Origin of the sequence: Mesorhizobium sp. LNHC221B00 (assembly GCF_000502935.1) — a bacterium.
Taxonomy (GTDB): Bacteria; Pseudomonadota; Alphaproteobacteria; order Rhizobiales; family Rhizobiaceae; genus Mesorhizobium; species Mesorhizobium opportunistum.
Window position 1 is genome coordinate 197,431 of the sequence record NZ_AYWR01000015.1, and the last position, 22,007, is coordinate 219,437.

At 62.6% G+C, this 22,007-nt stretch carries 26 protein-coding genes; 10 read left to right on the forward strand and 16 right to left on the reverse strand.

Features of this window, described 5'->3' with window-relative positions; genetic code table 11:
* Positions 1-48 precede the first annotated feature (48 nt).
* Positions 49-999 (forward strand): trypsin-like peptidase domain-containing protein, encoded by a 951-nt coding sequence (locus X741_RS146615; RefSeq protein WP_023779092.1) that lies wholly within the window; start codon positions 49-51, stop codon positions 997-999.
* Between the two features lie 55 nt (positions 1,000-1,054).
* Here the strand turns inward: X741_RS146615 and X741_RS1000000167645 are convergent, their stop codons facing one another.
* Complete coding sequence (locus tag X741_RS1000000167645; protein ID WP_031250259.1) at positions 1,055-3,895, reverse strand: patatin-like phospholipase family protein; 2,841 nt, start codon at positions 3,893-3,895, stop codon at positions 1,055-1,057.
* A gap of 206 nt (positions 3,896-4,101) precedes the next feature.
* Positions 4,102-4,527, reverse strand: coding sequence for a VOC family protein (locus tag X741_RS146610; RefSeq protein WP_023779094.1), 426 nt, complete (start codon positions 4,525-4,527; stop codon positions 4,102-4,104).
* Between the two features lie 66 nt (positions 4,528-4,593).
* Here X741_RS146610 and X741_RS146605 point away from each other — a divergent pair, with 66 nt between their 5' ends.
* Positions 4,594-5,187 (forward strand): TetR/AcrR family transcriptional regulator, encoded by a 594-nt coding sequence (locus tag X741_RS146605; RefSeq protein WP_023779095.1) that lies wholly within the window; start codon positions 4,594-4,596, stop codon positions 5,185-5,187.
* Positions 5,188-5,233: 46 nt separating this feature from the next.
* Here X741_RS146605 and X741_RS146600 read toward each other — a convergent pair whose 3' ends face one another.
* From X741_RS146600 to X741_RS146585, 4 genes are all read right to left on the reverse strand, one after another.
* Positions 5,234-6,049, reverse strand: a complete 816-nt coding sequence (locus tag X741_RS146600; protein WP_023779096.1) for an oxidoreductase — start codon at positions 6,047-6,049, stop codon at positions 5,234-5,236.
* Positions 6,050-6,123: 74 nt separating this feature from the next.
* Positions 6,124-7,428, reverse strand: a complete 1,305-nt coding sequence (fabF, locus tag X741_RS146595) for a beta-ketoacyl-ACP synthase II (RefSeq protein WP_023779097.1) — start codon at positions 7,426-7,428, stop codon at positions 6,124-6,126.
* A 125-nt stretch (positions 7,429-7,553) separates the two neighbouring features.
* The gene (locus X741_RS146590) at positions 7,554-8,135 is read right to left on the reverse strand and encodes a TetR/AcrR family transcriptional regulator (protein ID WP_023779098.1); all 582 of its coding nucleotides are present in this window, start codon (positions 8,133-8,135) and stop codon (positions 7,554-7,556) included.
* Between the two features lie 152 nt (positions 8,136-8,287).
* Positions 8,288-9,241: a LysR family transcriptional regulator gene (locus X741_RS146585; RefSeq protein WP_023779099.1), complete on the reverse strand. Its 954-nt coding sequence runs from the start codon at positions 9,239-9,241 to the stop codon at positions 8,288-8,290.
* A gap of 108 nt (positions 9,242-9,349) precedes the next feature.
* On the opposite strand from X741_RS146585, the gene X741_RS146580 reads away from it, so the two are divergent.
* The 3 genes from X741_RS146580 to X741_RS146570 all read left to right on the forward strand — a co-directional run bounded on the left by X741_RS146580 (position 9,350) and on the right by X741_RS146570 (position 10,696).
* Positions 9,350-9,985: an FMN-dependent NADH-azoreductase gene (locus X741_RS146580; RefSeq protein ID WP_023779100.1), complete on the forward strand. Its 636-nt coding sequence runs from the start codon at positions 9,350-9,352 to the stop codon at positions 9,983-9,985.
* Positions 9,986-10,160: 175 nt separating this feature from the next.
* A complete protein-coding gene (locus tag X741_RS146575) occupies positions 10,161-10,400 on the forward strand; it encodes a CopG family ribbon-helix-helix protein (protein ID WP_023767097.1) in 240 nt (79 codons plus the stop codon).
* A 2-nt stretch (positions 10,401-10,402) separates the two neighbouring features.
* Complete coding sequence (locus tag X741_RS146570; RefSeq protein WP_023779101.1) at positions 10,403-10,696, forward strand: type II toxin-antitoxin system RelE/ParE family toxin; 294 nt, start codon at positions 10,403-10,405, stop codon at positions 10,694-10,696.
* Between the two features lie 13 nt (positions 10,697-10,709).
* Here X741_RS146570 and X741_RS146565 read toward each other — a convergent pair whose 3' ends face one another.
* Both X741_RS146565 and X741_RS146560 read right to left on the reverse strand, forming a co-directional pair.
* The gene (locus X741_RS146565; protein WP_023779102.1) at positions 10,710-11,009 is read right to left on the reverse strand and encodes an AzlD family protein; all 300 of its coding nucleotides are present in this window, start codon (positions 11,007-11,009) and stop codon (positions 10,710-10,712) included.
* A complete protein-coding gene (locus X741_RS146560) occupies positions 11,006-11,740 on the reverse strand; it encodes an AzlC family ABC transporter permease (protein ID WP_023779103.1) in 735 nt (244 codons plus the stop codon). The genes X741_RS146565 and X741_RS146560 overlap by 4 nt, the downstream gene beginning before the upstream one ends.
* Before the next feature lie 187 nt (positions 11,741-11,927).
* Here X741_RS146560 and X741_RS146555 point away from each other — a divergent pair, with 187 nt between their 5' ends.
* Positions 11,928-12,386 carry an Lrp/AsnC family transcriptional regulator gene (locus tag X741_RS146555; protein WP_023779105.1) on the forward strand — a complete coding sequence of 153 codons (459 nt, stop codon included), beginning with the start codon at positions 11,928-11,930 and terminating at the stop codon, positions 12,384-12,386.
* Positions 12,387-12,534: 148 nt separating this feature from the next.
* The gene (locus tag X741_RS146550; RefSeq protein WP_023779106.1) at positions 12,535-13,737 is read left to right on the forward strand and encodes an MFS transporter; all 1,203 of its coding nucleotides are present in this window, start codon (positions 12,535-12,537) and stop codon (positions 13,735-13,737) included.
* 58 nt (positions 13,738-13,795) lie between these two features.
* On the opposite strand, the gene X741_RS146545 is transcribed toward X741_RS146550, so the two are convergent.
* Positions 13,796-15,862 (reverse strand): GGDEF domain-containing protein, encoded by a 2,067-nt coding sequence (locus X741_RS146545; protein ID WP_023779107.1) that lies wholly within the window; start codon positions 15,860-15,862, stop codon positions 13,796-13,798.
* Between the two features lie 228 nt (positions 15,863-16,090).
* On the opposite strand from X741_RS146545, the gene X741_RS146540 reads away from it, so the two are divergent.
* On the forward strand, positions 16,091-17,125 hold the full coding sequence (locus X741_RS146540) for a class I SAM-dependent methyltransferase (protein ID WP_023779108.1): 1,035 nt from the start codon (positions 16,091-16,093) through the stop codon (positions 17,123-17,125).
* 138 nt (positions 17,126-17,263) lie between these two features.
* On the opposite strand, the gene X741_RS146535 is transcribed toward X741_RS146540, so the two are convergent.
* From X741_RS146535 to X741_RS146525, 3 genes are all read right to left on the reverse strand, one after another.
* Positions 17,264-17,494, reverse strand: coding sequence for a hypothetical protein (locus tag X741_RS146535; RefSeq protein WP_013893650.1), 231 nt, complete (start codon positions 17,492-17,494; stop codon positions 17,264-17,266).
* A gap of 155 nt (positions 17,495-17,649) precedes the next feature.
* Positions 17,650-17,940, reverse strand: a complete 291-nt coding sequence (locus tag X741_RS146530) for an HlyU family transcriptional regulator (RefSeq protein ID WP_023779109.1) — start codon at positions 17,938-17,940, stop codon at positions 17,650-17,652.
* A 47-nt stretch (positions 17,941-17,987) separates the two neighbouring features.
* Positions 17,988-18,629 carry a TetR/AcrR family transcriptional regulator gene (locus X741_RS146525; protein WP_023779110.1) on the reverse strand — a complete coding sequence of 214 codons (642 nt, stop codon included), beginning with the start codon at positions 18,627-18,629 and terminating at the stop codon, positions 17,988-17,990.
* A 185-nt stretch (positions 18,630-18,814) separates the two neighbouring features.
* On the opposite strand from X741_RS146525, the gene X741_RS146520 reads away from it, so the two are divergent.
* Positions 18,815-19,492 carry a PspA/IM30 family protein gene (locus X741_RS146520; protein WP_023779111.1) on the forward strand — a complete coding sequence of 226 codons (678 nt, stop codon included), beginning with the start codon at positions 18,815-18,817 and terminating at the stop codon, positions 19,490-19,492.
* A 56-nt stretch (positions 19,493-19,548) separates the two neighbouring features.
* The gene (locus X741_RS146515) at positions 19,549-19,809 is read left to right on the forward strand and encodes a YiaA/YiaB family inner membrane protein (protein WP_023779112.1); all 261 of its coding nucleotides are present in this window, start codon (positions 19,549-19,551) and stop codon (positions 19,807-19,809) included.
* Positions 19,810-20,072: 263 nt separating this feature from the next.
* Here X741_RS146515 and X741_RS146510 read toward each other — a convergent pair whose 3' ends face one another.
* The 4 genes from X741_RS146510 to X741_RS146495 form a co-directional block, all read right to left on the reverse strand.
* Positions 20,073-20,762 carry a PadR family transcriptional regulator gene (locus X741_RS146510; RefSeq protein WP_023779113.1) on the reverse strand — a complete coding sequence of 230 codons (690 nt, stop codon included), beginning with the start codon at positions 20,760-20,762 and terminating at the stop codon, positions 20,073-20,075.
* A gap of 157 nt (positions 20,763-20,919) precedes the next feature.
* Positions 20,920-21,288, reverse strand: coding sequence for a DCC1-like thiol-disulfide oxidoreductase family protein (locus tag X741_RS146505; protein ID WP_023779114.1), 369 nt, complete (start codon positions 21,286-21,288; stop codon positions 20,920-20,922).
* A gap of 19 nt (positions 21,289-21,307) precedes the next feature.
* Positions 21,308-21,577, reverse strand: coding sequence for a DUF333 domain-containing protein (locus X741_RS146500; RefSeq protein WP_023779115.1), 270 nt, complete (start codon positions 21,575-21,577; stop codon positions 21,308-21,310).
* A 104-nt stretch (positions 21,578-21,681) separates the two neighbouring features.
* Positions 21,682-21,975 carry a GYD domain-containing protein gene (locus X741_RS146495; protein WP_013893642.1) on the reverse strand — a complete coding sequence of 98 codons (294 nt, stop codon included), beginning with the start codon at positions 21,973-21,975 and terminating at the stop codon, positions 21,682-21,684.
* Positions 21,976-22,007: the final 32 nt, after the last annotated feature.

Below are 22,007 nucleotides of genomic sequence, written 5' to 3' on the forward strand. Positions count from 1 at the left end.
ACCTACAGGAAAAAGCCATCGCCACGCCTGAAAACACGGAGCCCTTGCATGGCCCTCGCCGCCGCCAAATTCGAATCCGACGATACATTGCTCGACGCCTATTCGACGACGGTGGCGGACGCCGTCGACCGCATCGGTCCTGCCGTCTGCCGCATCGAGCGGGTGGGCGGCCAGGGCGGCCATGGCTCCGGCTTCGTCATTGCGCCGGATGGGCTGGTCGTCACCAACTTCCACGTTGTCGGCGACGCCAGAACGGTGCGCGTCTCGATGCCCGACGGCGCCTCCAGCGAAGGCCGCGTGCTTGGCCGCGACCCCGACACCGACATCGCGCTGGTGCGTGCCGACGGCAGCTTCGTCGATGTCGCGCCGCTTGGCGATTCCAAGCGGCTGCGGCGCGGCCAGATCGCCGTTGCCATCGGCAACCCCCTGGGCTTCGAATGGACCGTCACCTCGGGCGTCGTCTCCGCGCTCGGCCGCTCGATGCGGGCCTCGACCGGCCGGCTGATCGACGATGTCATCCAGACCGACGCGGCACTCAATCCCGGCAATTCCGGCGGGCCGCTGGTGTCGTCGGCCGGTGAGGTCATCGGCGTCAACACCGCCATGATCCACGGTGCGCAAGGCATCGCCTTCGCGGTCGCCTCCAACACCGCCAGGTTCGTCATTTCGGAGATCATCCGCTTCGGCCGCGTGCGCCGCGCCTTCATCGGCATCTCGGCCGACACCGTCAACCTGCCGCGCCGCGCGGCACTGCTGTCGCAAGTGTCGAGCAAGACGGCGGTGCGCCTGCGCAGCATCGAGAAGGACGGCCCGGCGGCCAAGGCAGGCCTCAAGGAAGGCGACATCATCGCCGCCATCGACGGCCGCCCGGTCACCGGTGTCGATGATCTCGTGCGCATGCTCGACGCCGAGCGCATCGGCCGCGAGACGCTATGCACCGTGGTGCGCCGCACCGGCGTCAGCCAGCTGACGGTGACGCCGGTGGCGCGGGCTGGCTAGCGACGCGGGCCGCTGGAGCATTAACGGAAACGACCCCGAAACTGCCCACCGGTCGCTATTTGATTTCCTCCCCCTGATTGCCCAGACGGGCCTTCAGCAGGGTGACCAGACCTGCCTGCATGCTGTCGAGGCTCTTGATGAAAGCGGTTTGCGGCCGTTCGCGAAGGGCCACGCGCATGGCGTGGAATCCAAGCGCGCGGTAAGCTTCCATCTGCTCTTCCGAAAAGAACTGATCGCTCGTCGGCTCATTTGGGAAAAGCGGATAACGGCGCTCGTAGTCGAGAACATAGTCGGGTTCGTCGCCGGTCACCGACGCCTTGACATAGAGAAGGATCCCTTCGACAGGATCATTCTCGTAGAGGATCTTGCCGACCGCGAAATGCCTGAGATGCAGCTCCGATTCCGGCGGGATAATCTTGTTGCGGTTGGCGTCGCGCATCAGCGCCGCATCCCTGACTGGCCGCCAGTCGAGCGAGATGCGCACGCCGAGATCGATCCTGGCGAAGCGTTGGACATCGGTGAACGCACCAAAATTCATGCCGGCATCGGCTTCGGCATCGACCACGATGATCAGCTTGCACTTGCGCTTGAGCAGTTGGTACAGGCCGATATTGTCGATATGGCCGCCATCGGTGATGTAGACGCGCGAACTGTCCGACCTCAGCTGCCCCGTCGCCTCGGCGAGAAGATACAGCCGCAATATGTCCTCCCAGCTTCGCCGGGAAGTATCCTCCTCGGTCGCACGCCAGACCGGTCTTTCGCGCTCGTCCTCAAACGCGGTCCCACTCGGATTAGGAAGCCAGAACCCCAGCCGCAGGTTGAGCAGGGCCAGGGTTGGTCCGAGCAGGCCGAGACTGATGCGACCCATGCTCGAGGAGATGGCGGCGCCCGAAATCGCTGCCGCCGCCGCGAGATCCAGCTGCCCCTCTTCCCTGGCCATCGCGGCGGAGGTCGCATAGCCGGTCGATTCACTGCCGACGAAATGTTTTGAGAACAGAAAGAACTCGGCATTGCGTCCTCGCTTGCTCGGGTCGACTGCTGTCGGGCTGACAGGGGCCGGCGCTGGAGGACGGCGGCCCGCTAGGACGATGTCCGGGCCGCCCCACCAAGCTCGCAGCCTTATGGCAGCAGCGATCTTTCTTCCCACCCAGCGGGTCGCGCCGGCGACAAAAGACTTTCTCGGCGGATCGGCGGCCTGCCTGGCGCGGCGGACGTTCAATGTGCCATTTATCAGCAGATAGGGCGCCTTCACACCGAGGTCCTTCAACGCGATGTCAGCCTGATCTTCACTGCCGCCAAGGCGGAACGCCCAGCGGAGCCGGTCGCGGTAGAGGCGGTGCAGGCCGTTGGCGTTCTCGGTGAAATTGAAGGCCACCATTATGACGATAACGGTGATGGCCAGATAGTTGAGCAGCACTGTGAATTCGTCCGCCTGCCAGACATCTTTAACCATTCTCGCGGCCACCGCGAAAACGACGGAACCCGCCACGACCGCCAATATTTTGGCGACCATCGACCCGCTATAGTCATGAACCATCGCGGCAAAGAAGCTGCTGAGCCGGCCAGGCTCCAGGTCGTCGACGAGATAGCGAACCGCAAAGGTTCGCCCCGCAAGAAACAGCGCCATGCAAAGGGCAAGCACGGTAAACAAGATATGGTTGTTGGCCGTTAGCCAGTCTGGGCCATAGGCATAGCCGGTGGCACGGCCAAATATCCACGATACATGGAACCCATAAAATGTGATCGGAGATATCTTGATGCCCCAAAGGGTAATGAGCAGAAAGAAACCATAGATGAGCAAAGGCAAGGCAAGGCCGAGCGCCAGGAATGCCGCGCGCGCCAGATAACCACGGATCTGGTGGCCGATCTTCGGCGAGTTGAGGGCTTTCTGCACCCAGGAAATCAGCATACCCCTGAAGGCCGCCGTGGCTGTGACCACCGCCGCGGCAGCCGTGATCAGAGCCTTGAGCGTTTCCAATGTCGTCTGCCGATGGCCGAATTTCGGTGAGGTCACCTCGATCAGCCAGAGGATGATTTTGGGTTGAACTTCGATCAGGAAGAGACCGCCTGTTACCAGCAGCAGAGTACGGCCATCCTTGGCCCAGAGGCTGTCCTGTTCGAGATGCTCGCCTTTGCGCGCGGCGGCGTAGCTATCGGAGTAGGAGCGCCGCAGCCCCCAGGCAACCAGCCAGACTGCAAAAACGACCAGGCCCGAGCGCGACAGCACGAAAGGATTGGCCACGATGGATCGCAGGCTGGCGGTCCATCCCGTCTCGCCCCAATCGTCTCCGAACATCCAGTTGGCGACATCGAGAACGATGCTGTGCCCGAGGTGGTCGGTGGTCGGGTTCGTCAGGATGACGAACGTCGCCAGGGGCAGGACCAGTGTCAGAAGCAGGAGGAAATTCACCATCCAGCCGCGCATCAGGATGCCGATCGACAGCGTGATGTCGCGAAAGCCGCGCGGCGCCAGGAAACGGCTGTTGTCGCGGATATGGCCGACGAGCGGATTGTCGTGCACATCGTCGCCCGACGCGAAGGGAAAATCGAGCGGCTCGTCCTTGCCCGTTTTCGCCTGCTCGATCTCCTGACGTGTCATATCGGCGACCATTGCCGATCCGATATAGCCACCCCCCGAGACCGTCGACAGATAGTCGATCCGGGGCGTGAGCTTGTATTGGTCGAGTGCTTGAAGTGCGCCGAGGCAGAACGAAGCCGATCTTATCCCGCCACCCGAAAGTGCGACACCGAACAGCCACGCCGGATTCCCCTTGGCGACGGAATCAGGCTTGCCCCCGGTTACATCTCTTGGAACGACATTTACACCAAGCGCCTTGCGGCGACGGATGATCGAACGATGCTCCAACTGCAGAACCGTCTCGAAGTCCTTGGCCATGGCCTCCCCCGACGCAGCCATTATTGGAACAATACAACAGGCAAAGAAGGTTCTCTGCAAGGATTATTGCCGCTGGAGAAGTCGAGGCAGCGGCAACATCATCCGTGACTTGAAAATCACAAACGATCTCATGGCATCCGGCGCTTTGCTTCGCGGATGGCCACGGCTCCTGCGTCCCGCCTCCCGAGAAGTACTGCTAGGCAGCGCTATGCTCCCGCCGCGCCCTGCGCGTACTGTGCCAGGAATTCTTCGCTGGGCGGGATCGGCTTGATCACGTCGATCAGCACGCCATTGGGGTCTTTGGTGATGAAATGGCGCTGGCCGAAAGGTTCGTCGCGGAGCGTTCGCAGGATCGGCAGCCCGGCGGCAAGAATCCGTTCGTAGACCGCATCGGGATCGCGCACTTCGAAATTGATCAGCAGGCCCGATGTGCGTCCGCGTCCCTCTTCCGGGATCGTCTCATGGTCGCCCCGGACGATGCCGAGATTGACCCTGCTGCTTTCCACCGATTGGAGGTGCACGTACCAGTCGCTTTTAAACAGCGGCTTGAAGCTGAAATGCTCGACATAGAAGCCCGCCGTGCCGGCGACATCGCCGGTCATCAGCACCGGATAATAGCTCGTGGTCTTCATCTTTCCTTCTCCCGTCAACCAACATACAGTCTGCATGTAAATTGAATTAACATACAGGCTGTATGTATGCAACGAGAATCCGCGCGCCGCTCCAACCGCGACCGTACCGAGGCCACGCGCGCCGACCTGATCGCGGCGTCGCGAAAACTGTTCACGGAAAAATCCTATGCCGAGACGGGCACGCCGGAAATCGCAGCCGCCGCCGGCGTGACGCGTGGCGCGCTCTATCACCACTTCGCCGACAAGCAGGCGCTGTTTGCCGCCGTGGTCGAGCAGGAGGCGCAGGCAGTGGCCGACGAGATCGATCGCGCCTCCCCTTCCTCGCTCGAAGCCCGCGATGCGTTGATCGCCGGCTCGGACGCCTATCTCGCCGCCATGCGCGCGCCCGGCCGCACACGGTTGCTGCTGCTTGATGGTCCTGCCGTCCTCGGCCGCGCCGCCATGGACGCGATCGACAACCGCCACGGCAACCGCGCGCTGCGCGAGGGCCTGGTCGCGGCGATGCGCGCCAACATGATGACACGACTGCCGGCGGAAGCACTGACCGCGCTGCTTGCTGCTGCGTTCGACCGCGCGGCACTTGCCATCGAGGCAGGCGCCTCGGCCGAGGACTATCGCGCAGTTCTCATGGCGCTGATCGACGGACTGTCCCGCGCCTGACGCGATTCATCGTTTCCCCCCAAACAGCGGTAAACCAACGCCCGTCTCAGACCGGCAGCCCGAGTTGTCTTCGCAGGCTTTTGTCGAATGCGGATGCGGGGACGAAGCGGCGCAGCAAACTGACCTGGCGCGCCATCTTTCCCGCCGCATAGCGCTTCTTCGGAGCGGGATCGATCGCAGCGGCCAGAACCGTCGCCGCTACCATTTCGGGCGCATCGCCTTTTTCCATCGATTTCCGCACGGCCATGGTCATGCCGGAGCGCGCGGAGTCATAGATATCGAGCAACTGATCGGGGGCGGCGAGATTGTCCTCGAATGAAGTACGGGTGTAGGCCGGCTCCACCAACGAAACGCGAATGCCGAACGGGCGCAATTCGTGATCGAGCGATTCGGAATACCCCTCGATGGCATGTTTGGTCGACGCGTAGAGCGCGAAATAGGGGGCGGGGATGAACCCCTGTACCGAACTCAAATTGACGATTCTGCCCTTCCCCTGGCGCCGCATTGCCGGCAACACCGCGTTGGTCACGCGGAAGACGCCGAAGACGTTCACGTCGAACAGCGCCTGGGCCTGGGCGGTCGAGGACTCCTCCGCACCGCCAAACAGACCCATGCCGGCATTGTTGACGAGCAGGTCGATGCGTCCGGCCTTGGCCAGGACGTCATCGACGAGTTTCGCGACAGACGCATCATCGGTCACGTCGCAGGTCAGCATGGTAACGCCGTCGGATTGCTTGGAGGCCGTGCGACGGCTGGTTCCGAATACGCGATAGCCCGCGCTTAGCAAGGCATCAGCCGTAGCGCGGCCAATGCCGGAAGATGCGCCTGTCACGAGGGCGACGCCGGGATTGATCTTGTTCATGGAATTCGCTTCTTTCTCTGAGCCGGATTTGTGTTCTTGAAATGCGGCATGCGCGGGCGCGGTCAGGGGCAATCTCAGCCGGAGGATCCTTCCGCGCTCGCGCTCGATGACGTGTCCGTCCAGCGCCGGAACAACGCACTGGCATTGACCCCTCCAAAGCCGAAGCCATTGGAGATCGCGTAGTCCATCTCCAATGGCCGGGCCTGGTTTGCGACGAAATCGATCCCGTCGCCGGCCGGATCGGGGGCCGTCAGGTTGAGTGTCGGCGGCGCGACCTGATCCCTGAGCGCAAGGATCGTGAAGATGGCGCCAAGCCCGCCGGCCGCTCCCAGCAGATGTCCGGTCGCCGCCTTTGTCCCGCTGACAGCTATGCCGAAATCCGTGCCAAAGACCCTTTTGATCGCCTCGATCTCCCCGGCATCGCCGACCGGCGTGGAGGTTGCGTGCGCATTGAGATGGCGGACGTCCCGTGCCGAAATGCCGGCTTGGCTGATCGCGATCTCCATGGCTCGGCGGGCACCGTCGCCATCCTCGGGACCCGATGTGATGTGATAAGCGTCCGCCGTCGTGCCGTAACCGACGAGCTCGGCGAGCGGCTTGGCCCCACGCGCGAGCGCGTGGCTCAATGCCTCGACGACCAGGACACCGGCCCCCTCACCCATGACGAAGCCGTCACGCAACATGTCGAACGGACGGGAGGCCTGATCGGGACGGTGATTGAAGGACGTCGAGAGGGAGCGTGCCGCGGCGAAACCGCCGAGACTGACCGCGTTCATGCAGGCTTCGGTTCCGCCGCACACCGCGATGTCGGCTTCATTGGCGCGGATAAGACGCGCCGCGTCGCCGATCGCCTGAATGCCGGCCGCGCACGCCGTCACCGGAGCGCCAAGCGGTCCCTTGAAGCCGTATCGGATGGAAATCTGTCCCGCGGCCATGTTCACCAGGAACGATGGCACGGTGAATGGCGACAGACGCCGAACACCGCGCTGATCGACGGTTCTCACAGCTTCGGTTATCGCCGGAAATCCTCCGACACCCGAAGCGATGATCGTCGCGGTACGGGCCTTGTCATCGTTCGAGACTGGTTTCCACTTCGCCTGGGACAGCGCCTCTTCCGCCGCCGCCAGTGCGAAGAGGATGAAGCGGTCTGCCCTGCGCTGTTCCTTCGGGGCCAGGACGGTGTCTGGATCGAAGCCGGCTTCGGGGTCTTCCTGCAGGGAAGGAACCGTTGCGCCGATCTTTGCCGGCAAGTCTCCCACGACATCGTCCGCAAGCCTCCGGATGCCCGAGCGGCCAGCCAAGAGGCGGGACCAGGAAGTCGGCACGTTGGCTCCGAGCGGGCTAACTGCTCCCATGCCTGTGATAACGATACGACGCATGCGTACTCCGGTTGTCATTCTGTTGGATTCCTTCGCGCGACAGCGTCGTGGCGACATCTCGATCACCGCATGTTCGGCAAATGGCATGCCGCGAGGTGGTCAAAGATGCGCAGTGCGTATCGGAGCTATTCCCGCGAAGCCGCTATTTGCCTGACCTCGCCAGCGGCAGCGCTGAGAAAACGCCGCGACATCTCCTCGTCTTTCAGGATGCGGGAGATCGTTACGGCACCCACCATGAGCGACAGCATCGCCATCGCTTTGCGATGGTCTCCCGCTCCTTCCGCCCCAGGCATCAATTGGTCGAGAATCTCGAGGTGAGCTGCTATCCCATCCTGGAATGGCTCTCTCACCTCCTCGCTTTGACGCGCCGCGTCCGAGCCAAGCGCCACCAATGGACAACCCTCGCCCTTCGTTTCGCGATGTCCGGGTGAAAGGTAGAAACCGATCACGGCCTCGAGCGGGTCAGGGCTTGCGGCGATTGCGGCCGACCATCTCCGGGTCGCGTGCTCCATCGCCCGCCTCGATGCTCGTGCGGCCAGATCGTCCTTGGATTCGAACTGCTTGTAGAATCCACCCTGAGTAAGACCGGCGCCCTTCATCAGGTCCTTCAGCCCGATGCCATCGAAGCCATGCTCTCGAAAAAGCCGGCTCGCGGCGTCGATCACCGCTTCGCGATTTGCTTCCGCCTGCGCACGGCTCACTCTCATGTCGACCTCTGATTTAGATTTCGTTCGTCATCTATATCAGAGATAGAGTTCGACCGCAATCTATTTGAGGCGCCGGGTGCCAAGCCGGCTGCCAACAAGGGAACGGCAATGCCTTGTTGCGGCCTGACGTCCTCGTTCGGCCATCGCCGAGCTCACCCTTGCGCGCTGGACGTTTCCGGCTCTTCCGCGGGCACCTCACCCGGCTCGAACTCGTTGAAGCAGCCAAGCCCGCGCTTGAACCGCTCGATCAGCCAGGCGGCCGCCGGCTTCGGGCTGGTGTCGTTGCGATGCATGGCAAACAGCGGCGAGCGCACCTCGCTGAAGGGTTCAAGGTCGAGTTCCACCAGCCGGCCGCTTGCCAGATCGTCTGATATCAGCCAGCGCGGCAGGCCGCCCCAGCCGAGGCCCTCGCGCATCAGCATGTGTTTGGTGCGCATATCCGTGAGACGCCAGGTCCGGTAGGCGAAGACCCCGAAATCGCGTCCCTTGGTGCGTTCGGACTGATCGGTCACGACAAGCTGGGTGTGTTCACGCACATCCTCGAGCGCCAGCGGTTTCGGCAGCAGCGCCAGCGGGTGGCTGGGGGCTGCGGCCAGCACGATCGACATGAAGCCGATGCGCACGAGATGCACGTCGACATCGCCCAGCAGGCCACCAATGCCGAGGTCGGCCTGGCCGCTGACCACATGATCGGGGATCAGGCCGAGCGTGCCGATATGCAGGCGCAGCATCACGGTTGGAAACTGCGTCTCGAACGCCTTCAGCACCCGCACCAGTACCGATGAGGGCAACGACGCATCGACCGAGAGCGCCACCTCGGCTTCCAGCCCGTGATGATGGCCGTCGGCGCGCGAACGCATACGCTGCAGCACGCCGATCATGCGCCTTGCATCCTCCAGCATCGCCCGGCCGATCTCGGTCAGTTGCGGCTCGCGCGTGCCCTCGCGCTCGAACAGCTTGAGCCCAAGCTGCGCCTCGAGATTGGCGATGCCATAGCTGATGACGGATTGAGCCCGGTTGAGCTTGCGGCCGGCGGCCGAGAAACTCCCGGTGTCGGCCACGGCGACAAGGATCTGCAGCTGGTCGAGTGTCGGATTGGGTTGCATCTCTATATCTATTTTGTGGATCGATCGTATAGAAAATATACTAGTTTATCCGATGGATCGATAGCTCCATATGTGGCGGGACAATTCATTCCACTGGAGAGACCCGCTATGTCCATTCTTCTCGTCACTTCGAGCCCGCGCGGCGCTGCCTCGCACTCGACCCGCATCGCAACCGAATTCGCTGAAAAGCTCGTCGCCGCCGATCCATCGAACACGCTCGTCGTGCGCGACCTCGTCGCCAAGCCGCTGCCGCACATCGATGCGGACTATGCAACCGGCATCTACACGCCCGTTGAAGCCCGCACCCAGCGCCAGGCCGAGGTCGTCGGCGTCTCCGACGTCGTGCTCGACGAATTGTTCGCCGCCGACACGGTGATCCTGGCCACCGGCTTCATCAACTTCAACATCTCCTCGACGCTGAAGTCCTGGGTCGACCATATTTCCCGCTCCGGCAGGAGCTTCGCCTATGGCGAAAACGGGCCCAAGGGCCTCGTCACCGGCAAGAAGGTCTATGTCGTATTGGCTTCGGGCGGCGTTTATTCCGAAGGTGCGGCCGTGCAGTTCGATCACGCGATTCCCTATCTGCGCGGCGTGCTCGGCTTCCTCGGCATGACCGATGTCGATGTCATCCGCATCGAAGGCGTCAGCATGGGTCCCGACGCGGTCGCGGCCGCTTTGGCCAAGGCGACCGCCAAGGTCGATGCCGTGGTGGCGGCAAGCCGGGACGTCGCGACAGCCGCCTAAGGGAAGGCTCGAATGGAAGGGCAGACGCTTTGGCGCCTGCCCTTTCTCGCTGTCCAATGGAAGCCCTTCTCGCTCGCTTTTCGGAGACAGGGCGGAGCGCCCGATCCTTGGCGCGCGGCTTGACGAACCGCCTTGGTTCGCTCAAAATCAATGTGAACCAAGGTGGATCGTTGTCATGACAGCTTTTACCGTACGCCTCCCCGATGACACGGCAAATAGGCTGGACCAGCTCGCCGAAAAGCTCGATCGCTCGCGCTCTTATATGGCAGCCCAGGCCATCGAAGACTTTGTAGCCCGACAGGAGTGGCAGCTCGCGGAGATAGAGGCCGGATTGGCCGAGGCCGAGCGCGGTGAATTCGCTAATGATCAAGAACTCGCTGCCGTGATTGGGAAATACGTCAAGCCCGCGCGCTGATTATGAGCCGCAAGACAATCCGTTGGACCAAGCGGGCATTGCGTCGGCTTGACGCAATCGGCGCGCACATCGAGAAAGACAACCCCGAAGCCGCTGCTCGTGTGATTGCGCGCATCTTGTCCGCGGCGGAGTTGCTCATCGAACAGCCGGCCATGGGCCGCGTTGGGCGGATCAAGGCGACGCGAGAACTCGTTTTGGTCGATATTCCCTATATCGTTCCCTATCGCGTAAGCCGAGATGCCGTCGAAATACTGACCGTCATACACGCCGCCCAACAGTGGCCGCGAACCCTGTGAGCGCACCGCTTTTCTAGCCGATGAAATACCTGAGCAGACCCGCCGCGGCGACCCCGATCAGCACGGTCGGCAGCATGGACAGCCGCGTCGCGGCGACGAAGGTGATGGCCAGCGCCAGCAGATCGGCCGGATTTCGGGACACGAAGGCCGGCGCGATGACCGAGATCAGCACGCAACCGGGTGCCGCCTCCATCACCGCCGTGGCACGCGCGCCAAGCGTGCGGTTGCGCAGCACGAAATAGCCGCCGATCCGCGTCAGATAGGTGACGCCGGCCATCAGCACGATGGTGAAAAGGGTCGCCGCATCGATCATGCGTCACCTGCCATCAGCCAGGCCGCGACCAGTCCCGACACCGCACCCGCCGCGACGTACCAGGCGCCGGGAACGAAGAGATAGACGAGTGCGGCGACAACCAGGCTGACCAGCCAGGGCCGTGCCGCCGCCACTCCTTTCCACATGCCGCGCATCAGCACCAGGAAGACCGCCGGAAACGCCATGTCGAAACCGTAGGTCTCGATATGGCCGAGCATCGGGCCGAGCAAGGCGCCCAGCGTGGTGAAGGCCACCCAGGTCAGATACATCGCCAGTGCCGCGCCCATATAATAGCGCGGGCTGAGGGCCGGCGTGATGCCCGCCCCTGCACGCTGCTTGGCGTCTGAAAGCCCCAGCGCCCAGCTTTCGTCACACATGAAGAACAGCGCCGGAAAAACCTTGCGCCGCGGCAGGTCCCGCAGGAACGGCGCGAGCGCCGCCCCCATCAGCAGATGACGGCTGTTGACCAGGAAGGTGATGGCGACGATGAGCAGGATACGCGGCGGCGACGTCCACAACTGGATCGCCGCGAATTCCGAGCCGCCGGCGAAGTTCAGCCCCGTCATCATGAACAATTCGATCGTGCTCAGTCCTTTCTGCGTCGCCTGCGCGCCGAGCACCAGCGCATAGGGAATGGTACCGAGCAGCACCGGCGCGCAGGATGTCACGCCCCGGCGGAACTCCGATCCCGAACCGTCGCCCGCCGCCTCGACTGCCTGTGAAATGATCATGCCCCGGAAATGCCCATGATCTTGCCGTCGGCCGGCCATGCGGCGGCCGCTCCCTGCGTTTGAACTCTCGTGATGTCGGCCGCAAACATACCCACACCTTCCCGCAATTTGCTTGCGAAGATGATTGCCTTTGGTTGATTTTTGGCATCTGATGTCACAGATCATCGGAAAAATGGAATCCAGAGCCATGCGGCTCGATGACATCGACAAGCGCATCCTGCGGGCTTTGCAGCGCGACGGCCGCATGGCCAACAACGATCTGGCCGATGAGGTCGGCCTGTCGCCCTCGCCTTGCCTGCGCCGCGTGAAGCTCCTGGAGGAGGCCGGCGTCATCGACCGCTATGTCGCCGTGCTCAATCCCGCAAGCATCGGCAGGGGCCTCACCTTCTTCACCCGCATCTGGCTGAAGGCGCAGGACGAGGACACGATCGAGCATTTCGCCACCGAAGTGGCCAGGCTGCCCCAGGTCATGGAATGTTACCTGATGCTCGGCGACTGCGACGCCATGGTGCGCATCGTGGCGGACAGCATCGACGACTACCGCCGCTTCCAGTCGGAGCATCTGAGCCGCATCAAGGGCGTCCAGAACGTCAAGACCGACGTCCCCAGCCAGACCATCAAATACACGTTGGAACTGCCGATCTGAGGTGCCCCGCAAGGCGGCAGGGCTGCCAGAAACGGCGCCATTCCCAGACTGGATAAAAAATGCAACCAGATTGTAGGATCGGCCCCGGCGGAAGCGTCCTTCGGACGCAAGCAGCGCACGGCGCTGCCCTCTGGCATGGGAGATTTGAATGAGCCTTTCCTATCGTTGGGTCATCGTCGCGGCTGGCGCGCTGATGTCCTGTGTCGCCATCGGTACGATGTTTTCGCTGGCGATTTTCCTCGAGCCGATGGCGATCGACACCAGTTGGTCGCGCGCCGGCATTTCGAGCGCCATGACGCTCAACTTCCTGGTCATGGGCCTTGGTGGTTTCGCCTGGGGCGCCATGTCGGACCGCTTCGGCGCCCGTATCGTCGTGACGATCGGCGCCGTGCTGCTCGGACTGGCGCTGGTGCTTGCCAGCCGCGCCGGGTCGCTGATGGCCTTTCAGATCACCTATGGCGTGCTCGTCGGTCTCGCGGCGAGCGCCTTCTTCGCACCAATGATCGCGCTGACCACAGGCTGGTTCGAGACCAATCGCGGCCTTGCGGTTTCGCTGGTCTCGGCCGGCATGGGTGTCGCACCGATGACGATCTCGCCCTTCGCCCGCTGGCTGATCTCGGCCTATGAATGGCGCACCGCCATGTTCGACATCGGCATCATGGCCTGGGTGCTGCTGTTGCCGGCGGTGCTTTTGGTGCGCCAGCCGCCAAAACCCGCCCCGGCCGCTGTCGGCTCCACGCCGGTTGCCGAAGGCGCCGGCCTGACGGTCGGCCAGGCGCTGCGCTCACCGCAATTCATCGTGCTGGGGCTGACCTTCTTTGCTTGCTGTGCCGCCCACTCAGGCCCGATCTTCCACATGGTGAGCTATGCCACGTTGTGCGGCGTCGCTCCGATGGCGGCGGTCTCGATCTACAGCGTCGAGGGCCTCGCGGGGCTTGGCGGCCGGCTTCTCTACGGCGTGCTGGCCGACAGGCTCGGCGTCAAGCCGGTGCTGATCGCGGGCCTCGTGATCCAGGCGATCGTCATTGCCGCCTATCTCTCGATCAGCCAACTCGACCAGTTCTACATGCTGGCGGTCATCTTCGGCGCCACCTATGGCGGGGTCATGCCGCTCTACGCCGTGCTGGCGCGCGAATATTTCGGCCAGCGCATCCTCGGCACCGTGTTCGGCGCCGCCACCATGCTGTCCAGCCTCGGCATGGCGCTGGGGCCGCTCGCCGGCGGCATGGTGTTCGACGCCTATGCCAACTACCACTGGCTGTTCATCGGCTCGGCCCTTATCGGCCTCGGTGCCGCGGGCATAGCGATCGCCTTCCCGCCGCTGCCGCAAAGGCAGTTCCGGACAGCATAGACATCAACCGTTTGGGGGCGCTTGGCGAAGCCGGTCTTCGCCAAGGCCTATGGCATTGTTATGCCGACTTGAGGACCGTGAATGGCCGTCTTTGGACGGCCCGCTTTGCCTGGAGATTCGCTGCGGGGACGGGGCGGCCGACATGGAAGCCCTGGACCTTGTCTATGCCGAATTCACGCATGAGGGCCATCTGCTCCTCGGTTTCCACGCCCTCGACCAGGATCTTGTGGCCGCGATTTCGCACCAGGGCGATAATGTCCTGCAGCATCGCCCGGCCGTTCGGCGTGGCGCAGTCGTGAAGGAACGAGCGGTCGATCTTCACAGTGTCGAAATCGATCAGGCGAAGCCACGAAAGGCCGGCGAAGCCGGTGCCGAAGTCATCGAGCCAGATCTTGATCCCCAGCAGCTTCAGGTCGCTGATGCAGCGAAGGATATCCGAGTGCATCTCCATCTCCAGCCCTTCGGTGATTTCGAAGGCCAGCCTGTTTCCGGTCACGCCGGTCTCGCCCAGAATGGTCGCAACGGACGCGGCGAAGCCAGGTGTCTTGAGCTGGATCGGAGAGACGTTGACACTGACGAGACGGACGTGATCGCCCGCCAGGAGCTCGGCGCATACCGTCCTTATGGCCCAGCGTCCGAGTTCCAGGATCGACCCGGTCCGTTCCGCGACGGGAATGAACAGGCTCGGCGGAACTAATGTGCCGTCGAGCATCTTGAGGCGCATCAGCGCCTCCACGGCTTCAAGCCGGCCTGAGGCGACGTCCTTGATCGGTTGATAGACGAGTGAAACGAGATCCTGCCCGATCGCGATCTTCAGCAAGGCCGCAAGGTTCTCGCTCTCGTCGCTGCTCTGGGGGTCCGTTGGATCGAACAGCCGGGCACAATTTCGACCGCCGGCCTTTGCCAGATAGAGCGCGCGGTCGGCCTCGTGGATGATCTTCTCCAGCTTGGCGCCGGTCTGCTTCCTGGTGAAGGCGGCGCCAACGCTCGCCGTCACGATCGAGATGCCGTCTCGCCGCAGCTCGTGGGCAATCGCCAGGTTCTCAACCGTGCGGCAGATGGCTTCCGCAAGATCCGCGACCTGGTCTTTCTTCTCCATGCGGGCAAGCACGATGAATTCTTCGCCGCCATAGCGGCCGATCGAACCATTGTATTGCTTGATCATGTCGCTGAGGGCGTTGGCGACCTGGATCAGGCAGCGGTCGCCCTCCTGATGGCCGTAGCAGTCGTTGAATTTCTTGAAGAAGTCCACATCGATCAGGATCGCCACAAAACCGGCGCCAAGCTTTTGCCAATCGTTCCAGTAGTCGCGCAGCTTCTCGTCGATCGCCCGCCGGTTCTCCAGGCCTGTAAGCGGATCGGTCCGCGACAGTCTCAGCAGGGCCTTGCCGCGTTCGGTGGCTTCCTTGTGCTGAATTCTGGCTTCCAACGCGTTCAGGAAGACGTTGTAGCGCTCCTCATTCAGCTTCCAGTTCACATATGACGTGAAGGTGAAACACGAGATGTAGAAAGTCGCGAATACCATTTTGTAAACAGGTGTAGTGGGCATGTAATAGTTTACAATATACAATATACATAGAATTATAGTAGAGGTTATGATGGAGATCTTGAATCTGAACGTAAAAAATAGATTGGCACTCATCATGAATATGGTGCCGAAGACCATGTAATAAGAGACGCTTTCTTTGTCTGCGCTCATGACCGCCGGGCACAACCAGCCAACATAGCCAAAGATGATGGCTGCGGCGCAAGTCACGTCCAGCCATCCCGTCGCGGCTCGCCGGCGAAGTTGTCCTTCCAGGATCAAGAGCGCCGTCAAGCCAACCGCGAAGCGAGCCGCGATCGTACGGGCAGCCACATCCGGGATCAGCAGCAGATCCGATACGGAGAACAGGACGTAGATGGCAACAGCGATCCAAAGCCCCGGTCTGGCTTCCTTTCTTCGCTTCGCCTGGGCTTCGGTGCGGTAGAGGGTTCGGAGTTCATAGGGTCCCAGTTCGTAGCGCGGTTCGAACGGCTCCGCATGCGCTATGTCGGCCAATCCAGGCGACACGCGTTCGCTCGCGATACCCCCCAGGGAAAGGGGATCAAGCGTTCCGGCCTCTCTTCTCGTTTCTGCCCCCACGCGGGCCGGCTCCTCAAGACGCGACAGCGATTGCGATGCACAAAATCATGCAATCGTGCAGCACAAGTTTCGGTTAACTCAAACCCGAAATTCGACTTGGACGGCACCTAACGACCCAAGATGGTTAGCGGGAAATTAATCATAACGATAAAATGCCCGCGAGCCGACATTGGCAAACCAAGCATTCTACGCAATAAGTTAACTGACTGTTAACTATGGAGTCTTGGTGTGCAAACTGTGTTTGACGGCAAAAGCCTGATTACTGCCGAAATGATCGCTGGGAGCCTGCGCCGCGGAAGGCCCGAGCAGCATGGCGAAGCGTTCGAAACCGCTCGCGTCGAGCTGGCGCTCGTTCTCCACACGGCGCATCAGCAGATCGAACAGGGAAAAAATCCTGCCGAGATCATTCGCCGTCTGATGTCGCTTCTCGAAGCGATGCGTTCCAGGCTCCATCCCGACGTCTGGCAAGCCTTGATACCGGTGGCGCAGAACCATCCGATCCTGGAATATTTTCTCGAGGACCCGCTGACGCGGTGGTCCTTCAACAAGCCCAGGGGCTATGCCGGCGACGCGCAGTTGCTCGACTACATCTATTGTGATCCGCACGTGGCCGAGAGCGTGGCCAACGCCTCGGAGATCGGCAAGGCGCTCTACACCCATACCCAGGACGTGCCGTCATGCGTCGCGGCACGGGAACGGCGCGATCTCTTGACCCGCTATGTCGACGAGATTGCAGCCAAGAGCGGACCGCAAACCGAGGTCCTGGCAATCGCGGCCGGTCATTTGCGTGAAGCCAATCGCTCCGTCGCACTGGCAGAGGGCCGCCTCAAGCGCTGGGTTGCGCTCGATCAGGATCCCCAGAGCGTCGGGTTGATAGCACGCGACTTCCAGGGCACCGCGATCGAAGCCGTCGACGGCTCGGTGCGGACCGTGCTCACCAGGGGCCACAAGATGGGCAAATTCGACTTCATCTACGCCTCCGGCCTTTACGACTACCTCCAGCACAACGTCGCCGTGAAACTCACCAAGACCTGCCTTCAGATGTTGAAGCCGAACGGGACGTTCCTGTTCGCCAACTACGCGGAAGGCAACCCCGATGCCGGGTACCGGGAAATGTTCATGGACTGGGTGCTGCTGCTGCGTTCGGAGGTCGACATGTGGAACATCGTCAACGCCAGCGTCGATCGCAACACGGTCGAGGCGCGGGTGTTCTTCGGCGAGAACCGCAACGTGCTCTACGCGGTCATCGAAAAGCACGGATAGCAACCGTCTGGACTGCGCACCGGCCGGGATGAGACCTCGGCCGGTGTATTTGTGGCTGGGCGTGATGATGTTCGACGCTCACGCCGACTGGCCGTCATCGACCCTCATCGTCCGTGGTGGTCGCCCCTGCCCGCGCGGCTACTCCGAAAACCTCACGCTCACGCCGCGCTGCCTGAAATAGGCTTGCATCAGCTTGCGGCCCGAGCGGTTGCTCTGCGCCAACTTGGTCGGATCGAACACCGCCTCTTTTATCCCCTCTCGTGTCAGCGCTGCCTTGAGCGTCGCGATATGCGCGTCGATTTCGGCATTGTCCGCCCGCAGCGAGGCATAGATATTTTCGGTCGCCTCGGCCACGGTCAGTTCGCTCACGGGTGTCGTCCTCTGGTTGGTTTGGCGGCGGCTTAGCACAGATTCGCGGCTCCGCCGACCCCGATGGGACCATCAGCGCACAGCGCCCGGGTTTTGATAGGTCCGCCCTGATTGGCCCGACATTGACTCGACCGGCAACGCCGTGGTCTTCACTCCTACCCGAAAATCCGCTCGCCCTGTTCATCGACCAGTTGGATGCCCTTCTTGATCGAGATGTCGACGGCGTCGTCGAGCCCGGCAAAGCGGTCGGCGCGGATGAACTTGTGTTCCTTGACCACGCCGTCGACCTCCTTGGAGACGACGCCGCAGGTCTGGTACTGGCCCTCGGCCTTGTACGGCGTGGCGCTGATCAGGAAACCCTTGTGCTCGACCTGCTTGGCCGGTGCCGCATTCGCGGGCTCGGCCGCCTCGCCGCCGCCGCCGAAAAGACGTTTCAGAAAAGACATCGCTCAAATCTCCTTGTTCGCCCTGCAAACCGCAGCTTGTTCACGATTCACGGCGCTGTTGTCCCAGCATGCGCGAATGTGCCGCCGCGTTCCAGCCCCCTGATGAAGACTGAGACCAGGAGCTCGATCTGCCGGTCGATCTCGTCGGCCTGCCCTCGCACGGATCTCGCCGCATAGCCGCTGGTGACGATGCCATGCACGCTTGACCATAGCGTGCGCGCGGCAATCCGGCGCGTATCGTCGTCGAGGTCGAAGTCGCCGCCGGCGAGCACGCCGGCGATGATCTCGAACAGCTGGTCGAGCCGCGCTTCATAGGCATCCGGCTCGCTCAGCGTCGGACGGCGCCTGTTGAAAGCGAGCAGTGCAGGCCAACTGCCGGGATGCGCCTCGACAAAGCGCACATAGGCGCTGGCCAGCGCCAGCAGGCGTTGCCGCACATCGGTGATGCCGCGCTTGCCGAGATCGGCCATCGCCGCCGCCCCGGCGGCGCCCAGCCGGTCGAGCAGCCGCATGTTGACGGCACGGTGCACACCGTCGAGATCGGAAAACAGATTGTAGACCGAGCCGACCGAGATGCCCGCCTGCTCGGCGATGGTCCTCGCCTTCAGATTGTCCATGCCACCTTCGTTGAGCAGCGCCTCGGCAATGGCCAGCACCCGCTCGCCCGTCTCTTCCTTGTCCAGTGCCATTTCAGTCCTTGTGAATGCGCTTGCCTTGCGGAAGCGGCATGTTGTTTCGAACCCCCGACCTTCCCTCTGTTTACCATATTCGGGATTTTGTGAACAGCGTTCAAAAGTATCTTGAACAATGTTCATTTCCTGCTATGTTGGCTTAGTGAACAATGTTCACGCCACAATTCGAAGGGAGAAGTATCATGCTTAGCCTGATCAGGACATTGCTCGACGGCGCCAGCGTCCGGGCCGAGGACGGCCTCAAGGATCGCTTCGCCATCGACCTTCTGGCGCAGCGCATCCGCGACGCCGAGGCGGGACTTGCCGCCGCCAAGCAGACACTCGCCACGCTGATCGTGCGCCAGCGTGCCGAACAGGCCGGTCTCGACCAGATCGACCGCCGTCATGCCGATCTCGAAACACGCACTGTCAGCGCGCTCGCCGCCGGCAACAACGGGCTGGCCGAAAGCGGTGCCGCGGCCGTCGCCGAGTTGGAGAACGAACGCGAGGTCCGTCGCGCCACCGTGCAGAGCCTTGGCGAAAGGATCTTGCGGATGCGCGTTTCGGTGGAGCGGGCGCATCGCCGCATCATCGACCTCAACCAGGGCATGATCTCGGCCCGAGCCATCGATGCCGAGCGCAAGGCGCAGTCGCGCCTCGTCAGGTCGATCGGTCAGTCGGCGAGCCTCAACGACGCCGAGGAGCTTCTGGCCCGCATCAAGGCCGGCAGCGATCCGTTCGAGGAGGCCGGCATCCTCGACGAGATCGACGGCGAGCTGCGCCACGAAGCGATCCGCGACCGCCTTGCCGACGCCGGCCACGGCCCGGCGGTGAAGGTGCGTGCCAAGGAGGTGCTCGAGCGCCTGAAGACCATCAACTGAAAACTAGCCTTCCAGACCTTGCTTCCATCGACATCACCAACCAATGGAGAATTCCAGTGAACGCCAATCAGACCTACATCATGTTCAACACCGCTTCGGTCGGTGCCGCCTACTTCATGCTCGGCCTGTCGCTGTGGCTGGCGCCGGTCGACCTGGCGACCAAGGGCTACTGGGCCATGGGCATCCTGCTGCTCACCGGCAGCCTGGTGAACCTGGTCAAGTACCGCACCGACGAACGCCTGTCGGCCGAGATGACCGCCAAGATCGAGAAGGCGCGCAACGAAAAGCTGATCAGCGAATATGTCGGCAAGGAATGATGCCGGCACACCTGACGAAAAAAGCCCGGTCACCGGGGCTTTCTTGGGGCTTTGCAGAACTTGGTTTCCTCGCCCCCATGTAATGGGGGAGAGGTGGCCGCGAAGCGGTCGGAGAGGGGGCTGCGGCGTGGGCGAGTTTCCTCAGAATTCATTAGAGGTCGAGCCCCTCTCCGTCTCGGCTTCGCCGAGCCAACTCTCCCCCGCTTTGCGGGGGCGAGGAACCCAATCCTCGCCCGGTCGGCGCCCGATGGCGCCCGATTACGTCACTTGTGCGACAGCGCCTCCAGCGCTTCGGCCGCGGCTTCGAGAATGGCGATCGCCTCGGCCTGCTTTTCAGCCGGGGCATCGACGATCTCACCGAGCGCCGCGCGCAGGCGGTGACGGATGGCACGGAATTCATCGCGCGTTTCCGAGCGTTCGCCACGGCCGCCGCGGCCGCCGCGACGGTCCTCGCTATCATCGTTCCAGCCAAACCAGTCGCGCGCCTTGGCCATCTTGCGGCCGAAGCGCTCGAGATGGTCGAGCACGCCGTCGATCATCTCGCGGTTATCGGCAAGATGCGCCTGCCCGCCCTCGGTGATGGAAAACACCTTCTTGTTGCCTTCGCTCGACGAGATGGCATAGCCGGCCTCTTCCAGGAAGGTCAGGGTCGGATAGACCACGCCCGGGCTCGGGCTGTAGATGCCGCTGGTGCGCTCTTCCAGCGCCTTGATGATGTCGTAGCCGTGGCGCGGCGCCTCGGCCAGCAGCGACAGCGTGATCAGCTTAAGGTCGCCGTCGGCCAGCATGCGCCCGGCGCGGAACATGTCGCCCGGGCCGCCGCGCCCGCCACCGCGACCGCCATGGCCGAACGGGCCAAAGCCGCCGCCCCCTCTGCCACCAAATTTGCCGGCCATGTGCATGAACATGCGTTCGCCGAAATGACCGCGCCCGAAATGATTGTCTTTGTGCATTGATTGCTCCTTGAGTTCTATCTTACGATATATCTTAATTAGGCTCATGCCCTCGTGGAGTCAAGATATATCTTACGATGTATCTGATCGCACGCCAAGCGCATGGGTTTGCCGATCCGGGCCTGTCATCTCAGACCAATGCGATGGATAAATTTGACTACCAGCGCCCGTTGTGCCGGTTCCAGGCATAGAGCAGGCCGGCGAAGCGGTCGTAGGCAAACCGCGTCAGCGGCAAGATCAACCGGTTGCCGAATAGGCCCGCCAGCCAGCCCTCGCCCGGCGTCACCTGCCACACGGCAATCGCCACATCGGCGCCGACCAGCAAGCGGCCATCAGCATCGGTGGCGTGCAGCCGCCGGCGGATATCCTCGAGCGAGGCCCCAAATCCGCTGAGCGCCGCCGGTTCCAGGTTGATGTCGCGAAATTCGATCCGCCCGGCCTTGACCGCTTCGATCAGCCGGCGCTTCTGCCTGACGATGCCCGCATCGCAGACCGGGCAGCGCGTGTTGTACCAGACGGTCAGCAAGGGTGTGGTTCTATCATGGTCATTTGCCGCGTACGGCCGCCTTCGGCCCGACGCATTTGTTGTCGCGAAACAGCGCCCACTCCTCGCACAGGCGCCCGTTGGGCAAGCGGCAGAATCCATATTCGTTGCCGGCCTTGTCCTTCCTGATTGCCAGGCGCCCGCCAACCTCCCCGCAATGGACGGATGCTGGATTGGCTAGGCCGACCGGTTTTTGCGCGGCGGCGCTGGCATGGATCGGCATCAAGGACAACGCGGCAAGGCCGATAGCCAACATCGAAGAATTGCTCATCGCGATCTCCCTCGCCGCATTCTATCACGGCGAGGCGTCCCGTCCTGCGGCAAAGCGCCGTCAAGCCAGCACCAGGTCGACTTCCGGAAACCCTGCCGGCCGCTTCATCCAAGCGAAGTGATGATCTCGCGATAAGCGAATTCAGGGAAAGCCTTGAGCGTTCGCGTCCGGATATTGCCACTCGCCGCCAACATCAGCGCGAAACGCGCCAGCACCGCGTCGTCGGGCGCTTCGACCACCGCCACCATGTCGTATTCGCCCATGGTCAGGTAGAACGATTTGAACGATCCGCCCATCTCGCCAAGCTGCTTCCTGGCGGCGTCGAGCCGCTTGGGCGAGTCGCGAACGTTTTTCGCGCCCTGCTCGGTCCAGGTCATCAGCATGATGTAGGTCGTCATGGCACACCTCCCTCCGGGGCCACGGAGCACGG